We start from the raw sequence: 14,859 nt of genomic DNA on the forward strand, positions 1-14,859 counted from the left end.
CATAGAGGAGGGGATTCCGCATGGCGATCACCGTTTACGGCGCGAGTGGATACACCGGACGGCTGGTGGCCGCCGAGCTTCGGCGCCGCGGATTTTCCGTCGTTCTGGCCGGCCGGGACGGTGACCGGCTGCGGGCGTTGGCGACGGAGCTGGCCGACACCGAGCCGGGTGACTCCGTCGACGGCCGGAAGGTCGAGATAGCGACCCGCCAGGTCGGTGTGGAAGACCCGGCAGCCCTGGCGGACGCGTTCCGCGGCAGCGATGTCGTCGTCAACGTGGCGGGCCCGTTCGCGCTGGTGGGTGAACCGGTGGTCCGGGCCGCCATCGAGGCGGGTGTGCACTATCTCGACACGACCGCCGAGCAGCTGTTCGTGAAGAAGGTCTTCGACGAGTTCTCCGGTCCCGCGCAGAACGCCGGGGTGGCCGTCGTCCCGTCCGTCGGTTTCGACATCGTTCCCGGCGATCTGCTGGCGAACGTGGTCGGCTCCCGGGTCGAGCAGGCGACCGATCTCCTCGTGGCCTACGACGTACACGACTGGGACATGAGCAGGGGAACCGTCCGGTCGGCCTTCGGTGCGCTGACCAGCGGCACCTTCGTCTACAGCGACGGCGGATGGCGGCCCGGCGACGGCACGACGCCGTACGAGGCGGTGACGTTCCCGGGGAACGTGGAGCCGACGCCGGTCATCAGCTGGGCGGGCCCGGAAGTCATCACCGTTCCCCGGCACGTGCCGACCGACCGGCTGTCGGTCGTCATCAACGCCAGCATCGTCACGCCGGAGTTCGCGCAGCTGCTCCAGCTGCCCGCCGAGACCGTCGCGACCATCATCGACAACCTTGCCGAGGGCCCGGACGACACCCGCCGCGCTGCGGCCAGGTTCACCATCGTCGCGGAGGCCACCGGTGCCGACGGGCGCCGTGCCCGCGGTGTCCTGCATGCCAGCGACATCTACGGGTCGACCGCGGTGATCGTGGCGGAGGCTGTCCGTCGGCTGCTCGCCCAGCCGCCCCGCGCCGGTGTGCTCAGCCCCGCCCAGGCGTTCGACGCCGCGAGCTTCCTCGACTTCCTCGTTCCGCATGGCTACTCCTGGGACGTCCAGACGCCGGCGGACGCGCCCGCCGCGCAGTAGGCGGCATCGGCCGCGGATCCGGGTGGGGAAGAACGACCGCCGCCCGGATCCGCGGCCCCGAAGCCGAGCCTTTTCCGTCGTCGACTCGAACCTGCGGTGTCCCTGACCATGCGCCGTGAGATGGAAAAGGCTCATTGAGCCTTTTCCATCTCACGTCTGCCGGGTGCTGTCACGGCGGCTCGGACACGTCGACGGAAAAGGCTGGTCGGTCACAGTCGCTCGAAAGGAATTCGCAACCCATGACGGAAAAGCAGGAGTCCGGGGCGGCGGTGCGAGCCGTCGACGGGCCGGCGCGCGAGCCGGCCGCCGGGAGCTCCGCGCCCCCGAGGCCGGCGCCATCACATTCGGTGCACACGAATTCGACGTCCTCGAACTCGACGTCCTCGAACCCGGCGTCGTTCGTCTGGACGTCCGTGCACACGATCGCGTTGACGCTGTTGTGCGTCGCGGCAATGCTCGAAACCCTAGACATCACGATCGTGAACGTCGCGCTGCCCAGCATTCAGGACGACCTCGGTTTCTCCCAGGGCGACCTGCCGTGGGTGGTGAACGCCTACACGGTGGCGTTCGGTGGTTTCCTGCTGCTCGGCGGCCGGACCGGTGACGTGTTCGGTCAGCGGAGGATATTCGTCGGGGGAATCGCCCTGTTCCTGGTCGCCTCGCTCGCCGCGGGCCTGTCGCAGGACGCGGGCAGCCTCGTCGCCACCCGGGCGCTGCAGGGCCTGGCCGGAGCGTTCAGCATCCCGATGACGCTGGCGATGATCGCGTCGATCTTCCCGGCGGGCCCGGCCCGCAACAAGGCGCTGGCGGTCTGGGGTACCGCCGCCGGCGTGAGCAGCGCCCTGGGTGTGGTGCTGGGCGGCGTGCTCGTCAACGGGCCCGGCTGGCGGTGGATCTTCCTGTTGAACGTCCCGATCTGCGCGCTCATCCTGGCCGGTGCCAGCCGGTACCTGCCCGCGGACCGCACGACCCGGGCGCACCGCTTCGACGTCGTCGGCGCGCTGGTCTCCACCGGCGGCACCGCGCTGCTGATCTACGCGGTGCTGCAGGCCAGCGAGCACGAATGGGGGTCCGGGCGGACGCTCGGCCTGCTCGCCGGCGCCGTCGTGCTCCTCGCCTACTTCGTCGTCCACGAGCTGTTCGTCGCGGCCGAGCCGCTGATGACGTTCTCGCTGTTCCGTAACCGTTCGGTGTCCGGCGCGAACGCGGTCCAGGCGCTCGTCGCGGTCGCGCTGTGGGCGATGCTGTTCTTCGTCACTCTGTACGCGCAGGAGGTACTGCACTACTCCCCGCTGAAGACCGGCCTGGCCTACCTGCCGCTCGCCGTGACCCTGCTGGTCGCCGCGCCGGTCGGCCCACTGCTCGTGCCGAAGATCGGCATCCGCGCCGTCGTCGCCATCGGCTGCGCGATCGTCGCCGGCGGTCTGCTGTTGTTCACCGGGATCTCGCCGGACGGCGGTCTGGGCACGAACATCATCCTGCCGTCGGTGGTGGTCAGCCTCGGGTTCGCGATCCTTTTCGTCCCGATCAACATCGCGGCGGTGACGGGCGTGCCGGCGGAGAGCACGGGCATCGCCGCGGCGCTGCTCAACGTCAGCCGCTATGTCGGGGGATCGCTCGGCTTCGCGGTCATCGCGACGCTCGCCGAGAGCCGGACGGCCGACGCGGCCCGCGCCGGCGACGCGGCGGCGGCCGCGCTCACCGAGGGGTTCAAGCTCGGCTTCGTCATCACCGCGGTGACCATGGTCGTCGGGGTGCTGGCCGCGCTGCTGCTCTTCCGGGAGGACGGCCGAGGCGAGAAGGTGGACCTCGCCGCGGTGCAGTCCGCCGCGATCGAGGGCGGCTGACCGCCCCCCGGGGCTGACGCCCCGGGGCGGGCCGGGCCACGGACAGCCCCTCCAGATGGGGCAGGGCAGGTTCGTGGTCGGCCCGACCCGGGGGCGGGACCCGGGGGCGGGACCCGGGGGCGGGAGCGAGAGCGGTCAGCCGGCGAGCCGGACGAGGCCCATGCGCCGGTCGCCGACCAGAATCGCCCGCTGTGTGTCCTGCAGCGAGCGGCACGGCTCGAGGCCCAGCTCGTCGCGCAGCCGGGTGCGGGCCGTCCGGTAGACGTCGAGTGCGTCGGCGACCCGCTCGGCCCGGTACAGCGCGACCATCAGATGGCGGTAGAACGGTTCGTGCAGCGGGTGTTCGGTGATGAGCGAGTACAGCCTGGGCACGAGCCGGCGGTGGCGGCCGAGTTCGAGCTCCGCCTCCAGGTTCGCCTCCAGGCAGCCCAGCCGCTGTTCGGCGAGCCAGGTGTCATACCAGACGATCATCGGGCTGGCGGGCGGCCGGCCGAGCAGCTGGCCCCGCCACAGCCCGAGCGCACGGTCGAAGCAGGCCACGGCCTCCGCGTACTTCTTCAGCCGCACGTGCTCGTGTCCGCGCGCGGCCAGGTCCAGGAAGTCGTGGGCGTCGAGGGTGTCGTCGCCCAGGTCCAGCAGGTAGCCCGGGGCGCGGGTCACGATCGGGCTGTCCGTCCGGTCCGGCCGGGCCAGGAACTTGCGCAGGTTCGACACCATCACGTGGATTCCGGCATTCGCGCTCCGCGGTGCGGCCGCACCCCAGATCTCGCTGATGAGCTGGTCGGCCGACACCACTTCGTTCGGGCGGACCAGGAGGGTGGCGAGCAGGGTCTCCATCTTGGGGGCGCTGATGAAGCAGGTGCCATCCTCCTTCGTCACCCGAAGAGGCCCGAGGATTTCGTATCTCATCGTTGTCCCATCGTGTCTCGTGGGGCGGTGTCTGCGGGCACGACTCGGTGTCCGGGCTCGCATGACGGCTCGGCGGATGAAGTAGGACGCTGGTTTTCTGGGGAATTCTCCGGGTGTTCGGGTCCGGGGAGCCGGAGGAACCCGGGATCCGGGGCGCGTCGAACTGCGGCGCGTCGCTCCGTCAATAATCACCGGAGAATTGCTTCCGAGGTACCCCTGAAACCCCCCTAGGTGACCCCTGTGCGGCTATTTCTGCGATAGTGTTACGCGAAAATGTCCGAACTCTTTCCGGCTCGCGGTGATCTTTGATGTCGCAGGTTCGCGTCGACGACGGAAATGCTCTTGGGTGGTGACCGATGTCACGTGGTGTCGGCCGCGGTTGGATTGCGTATCGCGGAATATCGACGGTCACCGGCTAGTCGAGATCTTCGCGGGCGAACTGCATGAAAGTGGACCGCAGGTCGGCGCGGCCTTTCGCGCCGAGTTTGCGGTAAACCCGGGTCAGATGCTGCTCGACGGTACTCGCGGTGATGTGCAGGATTCTGGCGATCTCCCGGTTGGTACCGCCCAGCGCTGCCTGCACCGCGACCTGGTGCTCGGCCGCGGTGAGTGGGTCGACCTCCGCGCTGGGAGAGGAGATCCGCAGCCGCAGCAGTGCGACCGTCGCCCGCTGCATGTCGTCGGAACAGACCAGGCGGGCCAGCCGCAGGCACTCGGTGGCGAAGAGCCGATCGTGGTCGAGGGTCTCCTCGACCGCCCGACACAGCACGGCGAACGCCCATGGCCCGGGCGGGCGGTGCGCGGCGACCAGATGCGCGGCGACGGTGTGCGCAGCTGCGCCGTCGACCTGCAGCAGGCGGGCCGCCTGCTGGTACAGATGCGACCGTTCGCCCGGGGACATCTCGGCGAGCACCGCGGCCCGGGCGGCCGGGTGGCGGAACCGGCCGGTGCCCAGCGGACCGGCGCGCTCGAGCAGGCCGGCGCGTTCCAGCAGGTCCAGGGCCCGCTCGACCGTCGGCTCGTCCGCGTCGACGAGCTGGCGTAGCGAGGCGGACGAGCCGGACTCGGCGAGGATCGCCAGCCCGCGCGCGACCTGGAGCAGGTCGGGCCCGCCGCGGTGAAGGCAGGTCAGGTATGCCTGGCCGAAGGCCGTGCCGGCGACGGGTTCGGCTGGCTCCGCGGGTTCGGCGGGTTCTCCCGGTGCGGCGGGTCCGGCCGGACCGGTGGGTTCGGCGAGTCCGGCGAGTCCGGCGGGTTGCCTGGCCACGGCGGCGGCGTCCTCGGTCAGGGCCCGCAGCAGCAGCGGGTTCCCACCGCTCACGTGGTGCCAGCGGGTGGTCGTGACCGTGCCGACGGGCAGTCGGAGCCGGGTGTCGAGCAGCTCGGCCACCCCCCGCGGCGACAGCGGGGAGACCTGGATCCGGTGACAGTGGGGCTGGCGCAAAAGATCGGTGTGCCAGGAGGCTCGCGAAGCATCCGTCCCGACATGTCCGATGTTCTCGCTCACGACGATCAGAACCCGTGACGCCCGCACCCGGCCGCCGAAGTACGCCAGGCAGCGCAACGACTCCACGTCGGCGAAATGCAGGTCGTCGACACCGATGACGACCGGGACCCGGCGCGCGAGTGTGTCGATCGCCGACCACAGGTCGTGCACGGCGCTGGTCGACAGCTGGTCGGTGGGAGTCGTACCGGTGTCGGTGGGGGCTGCGGAGGCAGCCTCGGCGTCGGTGACCCGAGGCCAGGCGAGATCGTCCTCGGGGCCGAACTGTGGCGGTGTGCGGAACAACTGGCGCACGAGGGCCAGCGGTTCGTCGCGTTCCGCGGGGGTGGCGAGCGCGGTCAGAACCACCGCACCCGTCGCCGCCGCATCGTCGACCAGGGCGTTCAACAGCTCGGTCTTGCCGGTCGAAACCGCCCCGCTGAGCACCACGACGCTGCCGTCCCCGAGCCTGCCGCGGGCCAGCAGCCGGGTGAACACCGAGATCTCCGCGGCCCGTTCGACCAGGCCGTGGGGACGCCGCGCCGCCTTCCCACCTGTGGGTCCCGCTCCGGCCGCCAACGCGCTAGCGGGCCATCGCCCGTATGGCGGACTCGGCGGGCCGGGGGACCGCGGCGAGCAGCTCCCGGGTGTACGGGTGCGCCGGCTGTGCGAAGACCTGCCGGAGCTCACCGGACTCGACGATCCCGCCGTCGCGCATCACCAGGAGCCGGTCGCCGACCTGGTGGATCACCGCCAGGTCATGGGAGATGAACAGCATCGCCACCCCGAGGTCACGTTGCAGGTCGGCGAGCAGGTCGAGGATCTGGGCCTGGATCGACACGTCCAGGGCGGACACCGGCTCGTCACAGACGAGCAGCGCCGGCTCCGGCGCCAGCGCCCGCGCGATCGCCACCCRCTGGCGCTGTCCGCCGGAGAGCTCCCGCGGCCGCCGTCCCAGCAGGTTCGCGCCGAGCCCCACCTGGTCGAGCAGGACGGCGACCCGGTCACGCCGTGCCCGCCGCCCGCCCCGGCGGGGGCTGCCCGCCACCGCCTCCCCGATGATCCGCTCGACGGTGTACCGGGGATCGAAGGAGCTCAGTGGATCCTGCTGGACGGCCTGTACACGGCGGCGATGCGGCCGGCGGTCGCGCTCGAGCACCCCGTCCCCGTTCCACGGGGCACCGGCGAAGCGGACCGTGCCGGCGTCCGGTGTGAGCAGGCCCAGCACGATGCGGGCCACCGTCGTCTTCCCCGACCCGGACTCGCYGACGACGCCGAGCGTCTCGCCGGCGCGCAGCTGGAACGACACGTCGTCGACGGCGTGCTGCCAGGCCCCGCCGGGCCCGCGGAACCGCTTGGAGAGCCCGTCGACGTCGAGGAGAACCTCGCCGCGGGCGACTTCTGTGGGCATGCCCGCGGCGGGCACGCTCCCGGTTGGCATGTGTGCGAGCGGTGGTGGTTCGGCGACGGCCAGGACGGCCGGGCCGACGGGTTCGGCAGATCCGGCCGACCCGAACGGGCCCGACGGGTCGGCCGGGTGGGACGGACGGAACGGGTCAGATCGGGCCGATGGGCCGGGGGTCGGCGCGGGGTGCCAGCACAGGACGCTGTGCCCGGGGTCGGCCTCGGCCGGGGGCGGGAGCTCCGTCCGGCAGCGTTCGTCCGCCAGCCGGCAGCGGGCCGCGTACGGGCAGCCGTCCGGGCCGGCCCCGGGCTGGCGGGGCACCGGGACCGCCAGCCGGCTCCGCCTGGTGTGCAGGTCCCTGGTGTGGAACGTGGGGACGGCCGCGAGCAGCGCCCGGGTGTAGGGATGCCGCGGGTCGCGCAGCACCTGTTCCGCTGGTCCGCCCTCGACGATCAGCCCCCCGTACATGACGGCGATCCGGTCGGCGATGCCGGCCACGACGGCGAGGTCGTGACTGATCAGCAGGAGTGCCAGGCCTTCCTGCCGGAGCCGTCGCAGCAGATCGAGCACCTGGGCCTGCACGGTCACGTCCAGGGCGGTGGTCGGTTCGTCGGCGAGCAGCAGCCGCGGTCCGGCCGCGACCGCGGACGCGATCAGCGCCCGCTGCCGCAGCCCGCCGGAGAGCTGGTGGGGGTACTGGCGGGCGCGCCGGGCCGGATCCGGCACGCCGACGTCGGCCAGCGTGTCCCTGACCCGGCCGGCGACCTCGCCCCGAGCGGCGAGCCGGTGGACGCGCAACGGCTCGGCGACCTCCGCGCCCACCGTCCGCAGCGGGTCCAGGGACACCAGCGCGTCCTGCAGCACCAGCCCGATGTGCCGTCCGCGCACCGCCCGCCAGCGTGCCTCGGTGAGCGCGGTCAGGTCGGTGCCGTCGAAGGACAGCCGGCGGGCGCGCACCGTCGAACGCCCACCGGTCAGACCGATCAGTGTGCGGGCGGTGACGCTCTTCCCGGACCCGGACTCGCCCACGATCGCCAGGCACTCGCCGCGGTCGAGGGTGAACGACACGTCGCGCACCGCGTGCACCCGCTCGCCACCCACCTGGAACGTCACGTCGAGCCCGTCGACGACGAGCAGCGGCCCGTCCACCGGCCCGCCCGCAACCACGCTCACCGGCCCGGTCATCGGCCCGCCCGCCAGTCGACCCGTCCGGCGAAACGGGCCTGCGCGTACCGGCCGACGACCGTCACGGCGATCACGGTTCCGGTGATCGCCGCACCCGGGAACACCCCCGTCCACCAGGCGGTCTGGAGGAAGTCGCGACCCTCGGACAGCATCAGGCCCCACTCCGGGCTCGGCGGGCTCGACCCGAGGCCGAGGAAGCTCAACGCGGAGGCGTACATGAGCGCGGTACCGAACCCGACCGTGGCCAGGACCAGCACCGGGCCGAGCGCGTTGGGCAGGACATGGCGGGCGACCACCACACCACGGCGCAGGCCGAGCCCGACCGCGGCCTCGACGTAGCCGGAGCGCAGCACCAGCATCGCCTCGGTGCGCACCAGCCGCCCGTACACCGGAATGAGGGCGATCGCGATCGCGATCACGGTGTTCGCCGTTCCGGCGCCGAGCACGGCGACCACCAGCAGCGCGAGCAGCACCGGGGGCAGCGCGAGCGTGACGTCCGTCAGCCAGGTGAGGATCCGCTCCATCCCGCGCCCGCCGAGCGCTGTGGCCAGGCCCAGCACCACACCACCGGCGACGGCGAGGCCGATCGCGGCGAGGCCGAGCAGCAGCGACGTGCGGGCACCGTAGACGACGCGGGTGAACACGTCGCGGCCGAGCTGGTCGGTGCCGAACCAGTGGCCTGCGCCCGGCCCGGCCAGCGCGTGCACGGGGTCGATGTCGGTTGGCGCGGCGTCGGTCAGCAGCCCCGGCGCGGCCGCGACGAAGGCAGCCAGCGCCAGTACCGCCGCCGCGACGACGACACCCGGCCGGGGGACCGACCAGTCGCGTGGACCCGGACGCCGGGCGCCGCCCGTGAGCACGGTGTCGATGCCCGCCCCGGTGCCCGCCCCGGTGTCTATGCCCGCCGCGGGGCTGCCGCCGGCCTCGGGGCCGCTGCCGGTCTCGGGGCTGTCGCCGGTCCCGGTGTCGATGTCCGTCCGGGTGTCGGTGTTCGTCACAGAGCTGCCGCCGTCCGTAGCCGTGGGTCGAGCGCCAGCTGCACCAGGTCCACCAGGATGAACACGACGGCCACCACCGTGGCGGTCAGCAGGACCACGCCCAGCACGACCGGCATGTCCCGGCTGGCGACCGCCTGCAGCACCAGCGAACCGAGGCCGGGGCGACCGAAGACGGTCTCCACCAGCACCGCGCCGCCCAGCAGCGAACCCGTCACCCAGCCGGTCAGCGTGAGCAGCGGGGCCGCCGCGTGCCGGACCGCGTGCCGCAGCCGCACCCCGATCCGGCTGCGGCCCCGGGCCCGGGCAGCGACGACGAACGGCTGTTCCAGCGCCGTCTCGATGCCCTCCCGCAGCACCTGTGCCAGCACCCCGGCGACGGGCAGCGCGAGGGTGACCGCCGGCAGCACCAGCGCCCTGAGGTCCTGCGCACCCGCCACCGGGAAGAGGTTCAGGCGGAACGAGAACACTGTCAGCAGCACGATCCCCAGCCAGAACTGCGGGGTGGACAGCGCCACCAGCTCCAGCAGCGTGACCACGGCGCGCAGTGCCGAGCGGCGGCCTGCCGTGACCACCGCGGAGACCACCGCGATGACCACGGCGAGGGTGACGCTCGCCGCGACGAGCTGCACCGTCGGCCACAGCTGCTCCCCGATGAGCGTGGTGACCGGCTGCTGGAGCTGGTAGGACCGGCCCAGGTCGCCCGTCACCAGATCACCGAGGTAGTGCAGGTAGCGCACCGGTACCGGCTCGTCGAACCCGAAGTCGGCCCTGATCTGCTCGCGGACCTGTGGGGACGCCGTCGTGGCCGGCCCCAGCATGACCGCCACCGGGTCCCCGGGCAGCAGCTGCAACGCGGCGAACGCGAGGGTCGCCGCGCCGAGGACGACCGCGCCCGCGCGGGCGAGCCGCCGCCCGACCGCGCGCAGCACGATCCACCCCCGTGGCCGTGTCCGAACGGGTTCGACGGCCTTCACTTTCGGTCGCGCCAGGCGTCGTAGAACTGCGGCCAGGCGTTCGTGTCGAAGGCGATCCCGTGGACGTGCCTGCCGGCCGCGAGGATGGACGACGGTGTGTAGACGGGTACGACCGCGCCGATCTTGACCACCCGCTGCTGGGTGCGCGCGTAGACGTCGTCACGGACCTTCTCGTCGAAGGTGCCCGCACCGGTCGTCGTCCAGGTGTCCACCTCGGGGTCCTTCACGAACGCGGCGTTCTGGCCGCCGCCGGCCAGAGTGCTGGCCGAGTGGAAGAACAGCCGCAGCACGTCCGGCTCGAACCGGGCCCAGCTGAAGTCCAGGACGGCGTACTTGCCGGCGTACGCCTCCTTCAGGTACGTGCCGGCGTCGAGGGACGGGCGGGTGAGCTCGATGCCGATCTTCTTGAGGTCCTCCTGGAACGCCTGGCCGAGGACGTCACGCTGTTCGCGGACGGTGGCCGGGATGATCGGCCAGGCGACGGTGAGCCGGTGGCCGTCACGGGTGCGGTAGCCGTCGGCGTCACGGCCCGTCCAGCCGGCCTCGTCGAGCAACTGGTTGGCCTTGGCCGGGTCGTAGGGCCAGCTGTTCTCCAGGCCCTTGTCGTAGGAGGGCGTGACCGCGGTGAGCGGGCTCCAGGAACGCTTGTACTGGCCGAAGTAGACGGTCTTCACGTCCTGGTCGATGTTCAGGCCACGCTGGAAGGCGACGCGCACCCGCTCGTCGGTGAACGGTGCCAGCGTGGTGTTCAGGTAGAGGCTGTACGGCGAGCCGGCCGCGTCGCGGCGCAGCACCTGCAGGCGCCCGTTCGCCTCGACCGCGGCCACGTTCGCCGGCGGCACCGCACCGGCGACGTCGATCTGGCCGCTGGTCAGCGAGCCGATCCGGGTGGAGTTCTCCTTGAGAACGCGGATCGTCAACGTGTCCAGGTAGGCGGCGCCGGTGTGCTTCGCGGTCGCCGGCGCCCAGTTGTACGCCGGGTTCTTCGTCAGGACGATGCTCTGGCCCTTGGTGTAGCCGGTGAAGGTGAACGGCCCCGTGCCGACCGCCACCGGGCCACCGCCGCACAGCTTGTCGGCGTCGGCGGCGAGCGTCTTCGGCGAGTAGAAACCGAGATAGGCGGTGCTGGCCGCCTGCAGGAACGGCGCGAAGGGCTGGGCGAAGTTCACCCGGGCGGTGAACTGGTCGACGACGTCGGTGCCGGTGTAGCTGCCGAGCAGGCTCGCGGCGTACCGCGACTTCGTCGTGGGCGCCTTGATGTGGTCGAAGTTCGCCTTCACGGCGGCGGCGTCGAAGCGGGTGCCGTCGGTGAACGTGACGTCCTGGCGGAGCTTGAAGGTGTAGCTCTTCAGGTCTGGCGAGGTCTCCCAGGAGCTCGCCAGCCACGGGTGGAACGTGCCGGACTCGTCCTCCGCGACGAGCGAGTCGAACACGTTGCGCTGGATGGCCGCGGTGATGTCCTGCGGGCTGACGTGGATGTCGAAGCAGGTCGGCTCGGTGTCGATCGCGTAGGTGACCGACCCGCCCGCGACCGGTTTCTCGGTGCCGCCGGTGCCTGCGCCGGCGGCGCCCGGAGCGGGGTCGTCGTCGGAGCCGCAGGCGGTGAGCAGGAGTCCCGCGGCGAGCGTCGCCGCCACCGCGAGTCGTAGGGGCCGTGCCACTGGACGTCCGGGTCTGGGGAAGCGCATCGATGAACTCCGGGGGTGTTGGGACGGCTTTCGTCAGGAAGGGGAGGAGGCCCCGACGCCGAGCCGGGCGAGGAGCTCGGCGCGCAGCTCGACGAACGCCGGGTCGGTCACGGCGCGCGGCCGTGGCAGCGTGACGTCCACGCTGTGCGAGATCACGCCGTCCTCCATGACCAGCGCCCGGTCGGCGAGCAGCAACGCCTCCTCGACGTCGTGCGTGACCAGCAGGATCGCCGGGCGGTGCCGCTGCCACAGCTGCTCGACCAGGCCCTGCACGCGGATCCGGGTCAGGGCGTCGAGCGCGCCGAACGGCTCGTCGAGCAGCATCAGCTCGGGGTCACGCACGAGCGCCCGGGCCAGCGACGCACGCTGCGCCTCGCCGCCGGAGAGCGTCTTGGGCCAGGCGTCGGCACGGTCGGCCAGCCCCACCTCCGTCAGTGCCGCGAGCGCGCGGGCCCGGTCCGGCCGGCCGGGCAGGCCGAGAACGACGTTGCGCCACACCCGTTTCCACGGCAGCAGCCGCGGCGACTGGAAGGCCACCGCGCGCCGGGACGCGATCTGGACCTCGCCGCTGATCTCGTTGTCCAGGTCGGCGAGGATCCGCAGCAGGGTGCTCTTGCCACAGCCGCTGCGGCCGAGCAGGCAGACGAACTGCCCGGCCGGGACGGACAGGCTGAGGTCGTCGATGACCGTGGTGTCGCCGAAGGAGCGGCGCAGGTTGCGGACGATGACCGCGGGTGGGGCTTCGGTGCCCCCGCCGGCGGTGGTCAAGCTCCGCTGAAGGCCGGTCGCCATGACAGCAGCAGCCTTTCGAGTAGTCGGACGACGGCGTCGACGGCGAGCCCGAGCAGGGCGTAGACCACGAGGCAGACGACGATGATGTCGGTGCGCTGGAACTCCTGGGCCCGGTTCATCAGGTGCCCCAGGCCCCGGTTGGCGTTGATCTGCTCGGCGAAGATGAGCGCAAGCCACGCGATCCCGAGCGAGAACCGCAGGCCCACCAGGACGTTCGGCAGCGCCCCCGGCAGGATGACGTGCCGGATCAGCCCCGCCCGGCCGAGCCCCACCGTGCGCGCGGCCTCGACGAGGGTCGCGTCGACGTTCCGGATGCCGGCATAGGTGTTGAGGTACAGCGGGAACGCGACGCCGAAGGCGACGAGGGCGGTTTTCGGCCGTTCCCCGATGCCGAACCAGATGATGAAAAGCGGGATGAGGCCCACGAAGGGAACAGTGCGGATCATTTGGACCGCGGCGTCTATGAGGTCTTCACCGAGCCGGAACAGCCCGGCCAGGAGTGCCAGCGTGATGCCGATGAATCCGCCCAGCAGCAGGCCGCTTCCGGCGCGCCGCAGTGACACCAGGATGGCCCGGGGGAGCTCACCGCTGCCCATCAGGTCGGCGAACGTCGTGACCACCGTCCACGGCGAGGCGAGAAGCTCGGTGGAAGCGCTTCCGGTCCACACCGCGATCTGCCACGCCGCCAGCAGGAACAACGGTCCCACCGGGCGCCGTGCCCAGCGGGGAAATCCCCGCCGCCGCGCACCGGCGGGCACGACGGTGGTCAGAACCGGCGCCACCTCTACCGGTGTTCCGGATGTTCCCGGTGTTCCTGGTGAGTGTGTTTTCTCCCTGTTCTCGCCGGAGGTGCTGCTCTCGCCGCCCATGCCGGCGGGAAAGGTCTGAAGGGTCACGAGTTCTCCCGTCGAGGGCGCGCGAGTCATCGCCGTGAAGAGCAGTCACGGTCGCCGGCGAGAACGGGGGAGACGGCGGCGGTGGTCGCCTCGGTGAGCCTTTTCCATCTCACGGTCCGCAGGCAGGGATGCCGCCGGTCCGAGTCGGCGATGGAAAGGCTCAGCCGTCAGCCCGGTGCCGGGGACACGCGGCGGACTTGATCCGCTGCAGGTCGATGTGACTCCGGGTGACCAGCCGAACTGATCTGTACACGGGAGCAACCGAAACATGCCCGGCAGGCTGGGTCAATGGGTCTGAATGTGTGATGGAAGTCACTTCTTCACTTTTTAGGTCGTCAAAGATGAATTACTGACAGTGCTGTACCGTGCTCGGTGGGACGCGGCCGAGATGAGGTCGATCCTGTCTGTCAGCAAAATGTCACCGGGCTGCCCGGTCCGCCCTGGTGGGCTGCCCGTCCCGGCCTGATCCCTGACCCCGGAGCGTTGTGCGATGGTGCGCGTGTTCAGACTGCTCGGATCCCGGCTGCGGGTCGGCGTCGCGGCCCTGGTGGCCGTCGTGGCCGTGGTGGCGGTCACCGCCTGCGGGTCGGACTCCGACGACGCCCCGGCGGCCACCACGGCCACCGGGCGGCCCGACCTCTCAGGTGTGACGCTGCGGGTCGCCGACCAGGTCGGCCAGCTGAAGGCACTGCTCGAGGCCTCGGGCGTCCTCGCGGACGTCCCGTACAAGATCGAGTGGTCGGACTTCTCCGCCGCCGCCCCGCTGCTGCAGGCGCTGCGCGCCGGCGCGGCCGACATCGGGCAGGCCGGTGACGCGCCCATCCTCAACGCGCTCGGTGCCGGCGCGCCGCTGAAGGTCGTCGGGGCGGCCCGAACCTCCCCGAAGGGCGTCGCGATCCTCGTTCCCAAGGACTCGCCGATCCGTACCGTCGCCGACCTGCGTGGAAAGACGGTGTCCCCGTCGACCGAGGGCAGCATCGGGCACTACCTGCTGCTCGGCGCGCTCAAGGAGGCCGGGCTGACCCCCGACGACCTGACGATCTCGTTCCTGGCCCCGCCGGCCGCGTCGGCGGCCTTCGACGCCCACCAGATCGACGCCTGGGTGACCTGGGATCCCTACGTCGCGCTCGCCGAACGCAAGGGTGCCCGCATCGTTCGCGATGGCGAGGGGATCAACAGCGGCCTGGGCTTCGTCGTCGCCACCGAGGACGCGGTCGAGGACGCGGGCACCAAGGCGGCGATCGCCGACTTCCTGACCCGGCAGCGCAACGCGTTCATCTGGTCGAACCAGCACCAGGGCGAGTTCTCGAAGATCTTCGCGTCGCTGACGAAACTGCCCGAGCCGGTGGCCCTCGACGTGCTCAGGCGCCGCCAGTGGAGCGCGCCCCCGATCGACGACCAGATCGTCAGCCAGTTCCAGAAGTCCGCCGACGTCTACGCCGAGGCCGGTGTGCTCGAGAAGAAGCTCGACGTGAAGCCCTTCTTCGTCCGCTCCCTGACCTCCTGACGAGGGTCGCGAACGGGGCCGCCCGCCGGGCCCGCATGCGAGGTT

General features: G+C 71.6%; 11 protein-coding genes. 3 read left to right on the plus strand and 8 right to left on the minus strand.

Annotated elements, in window-relative coordinates; genetic code table 11:
• The first annotated feature begins 20 nt into the window (after positions 1 to 20).
• The gene (locus tag CcI49_RS13895; protein ID WP_054569474.1) at positions 21 to 1,130 is read left to right on the plus strand and encodes a saccharopine dehydrogenase NADP-binding domain-containing protein; all 1,110 of its coding nucleotides are present in this window, start codon (positions 21 to 23) and stop codon (positions 1,128 to 1,130) included.
• 239 nt (positions 1,131 to 1,369) lie between these two features.
• Entirely contained in the window at positions 1,370 to 2,977 is a 1,608-nt protein-coding gene (locus CcI49_RS13900) for an MFS transporter (protein ID WP_076827008.1), read from the plus strand.
• A gap of 135 nt (positions 2,978 to 3,112) precedes the next feature.
• Here CcI49_RS13900 and CcI49_RS13905 read toward each other — a convergent pair whose 3' ends face one another.
• The 8 genes from CcI49_RS13905 to CcI49_RS13940 all read right to left on the minus strand — a co-directional run bounded on the left by CcI49_RS13905 (position 3,113) and on the right by CcI49_RS13940 (position 13,307).
• Positions 3,113 to 3,886 carry an AfsR/SARP family transcriptional regulator gene (locus tag CcI49_RS13905; RefSeq protein ID WP_076827010.1) on the minus strand — a complete coding sequence of 258 codons (774 nt, stop codon included), beginning with the start codon at positions 3,884 to 3,886 and terminating at the stop codon, positions 3,113 to 3,115.
• A gap of 415 nt (positions 3,887 to 4,301) precedes the next feature.
• Positions 4,302 to 6,059, minus strand: a complete 1,758-nt coding sequence (locus tag CcI49_RS13910; protein ID WP_083473655.1) for an AAA family ATPase — start codon at positions 6,057 to 6,059, stop codon at positions 4,302 to 4,304.
• Positions 5,953 to 7,959 carry an ABC transporter ATP-binding protein gene (locus CcI49_RS13915; protein ID WP_076827012.1) on the minus strand — a complete coding sequence of 669 codons (2,007 nt, stop codon included), beginning with the start codon at positions 7,957 to 7,959 and terminating at the stop codon, positions 5,953 to 5,955. The genes CcI49_RS13910 and CcI49_RS13915 overlap by 107 nt, the downstream gene beginning before the upstream one ends.
• Positions 7,956 to 8,957, minus strand: a complete 1,002-nt coding sequence (locus tag CcI49_RS13920) for an ABC transporter permease (RefSeq protein WP_083473654.1) — start codon at positions 8,955 to 8,957, stop codon at positions 7,956 to 7,958. Before CcI49_RS13920 ends, CcI49_RS13915 begins: the two co-directional genes overlap by 4 nt.
• The gene (locus tag CcI49_RS13925) at positions 8,954 to 9,886 is read right to left on the minus strand and encodes an ABC transporter permease (RefSeq protein WP_083473693.1); all 933 of its coding nucleotides are present in this window, start codon (positions 9,884 to 9,886) and stop codon (positions 8,954 to 8,956) included. Before CcI49_RS13925 ends, CcI49_RS13920 begins: the two co-directional genes overlap by 4 nt.
• Before the next feature lie 41 nt (positions 9,887 to 9,927).
• The gene (locus tag CcI49_RS13930; protein ID WP_054569467.1) at positions 9,928 to 11,619 is read right to left on the minus strand and encodes an ABC transporter substrate-binding protein; all 1,692 of its coding nucleotides are present in this window, start codon (positions 11,617 to 11,619) and stop codon (positions 9,928 to 9,930) included.
• A 33-nt stretch (positions 11,620 to 11,652) separates the two neighbouring features.
• Positions 11,653 to 12,411, minus strand: coding sequence for an ABC transporter ATP-binding protein (locus CcI49_RS13935; RefSeq protein ID WP_054569466.1), 759 nt, complete (start codon positions 12,409 to 12,411; stop codon positions 11,653 to 11,655).
• Entirely contained in the window at positions 12,384 to 13,307 is a 924-nt protein-coding gene (locus CcI49_RS13940; protein WP_198955524.1) for an ABC transporter permease subunit, read from the minus strand. The genes CcI49_RS13935 and CcI49_RS13940 overlap by 28 nt, the downstream gene beginning before the upstream one ends.
• 490 nt (positions 13,308 to 13,797) lie before the next feature.
• Here CcI49_RS13940 and CcI49_RS13945 point away from each other — a divergent pair, with 490 nt between their 5' ends.
• Positions 13,798 to 14,814: an ABC transporter substrate-binding protein gene (locus CcI49_RS13945; RefSeq protein ID WP_076827016.1), complete on the plus strand. Its 1,017-nt coding sequence runs from the start codon at positions 13,798 to 13,800 to the stop codon at positions 14,812 to 14,814.
• Positions 14,815 to 14,859 lie beyond the last annotated feature (45 nt).

The organism is Frankia sp. CcI49 (genome assembly GCF_001983215.1).
Classification (GTDB): Bacteria; Actinomycetota; Actinomycetes; order Frankiales; family Frankiaceae; genus Parafrankia; species Parafrankia irregularis.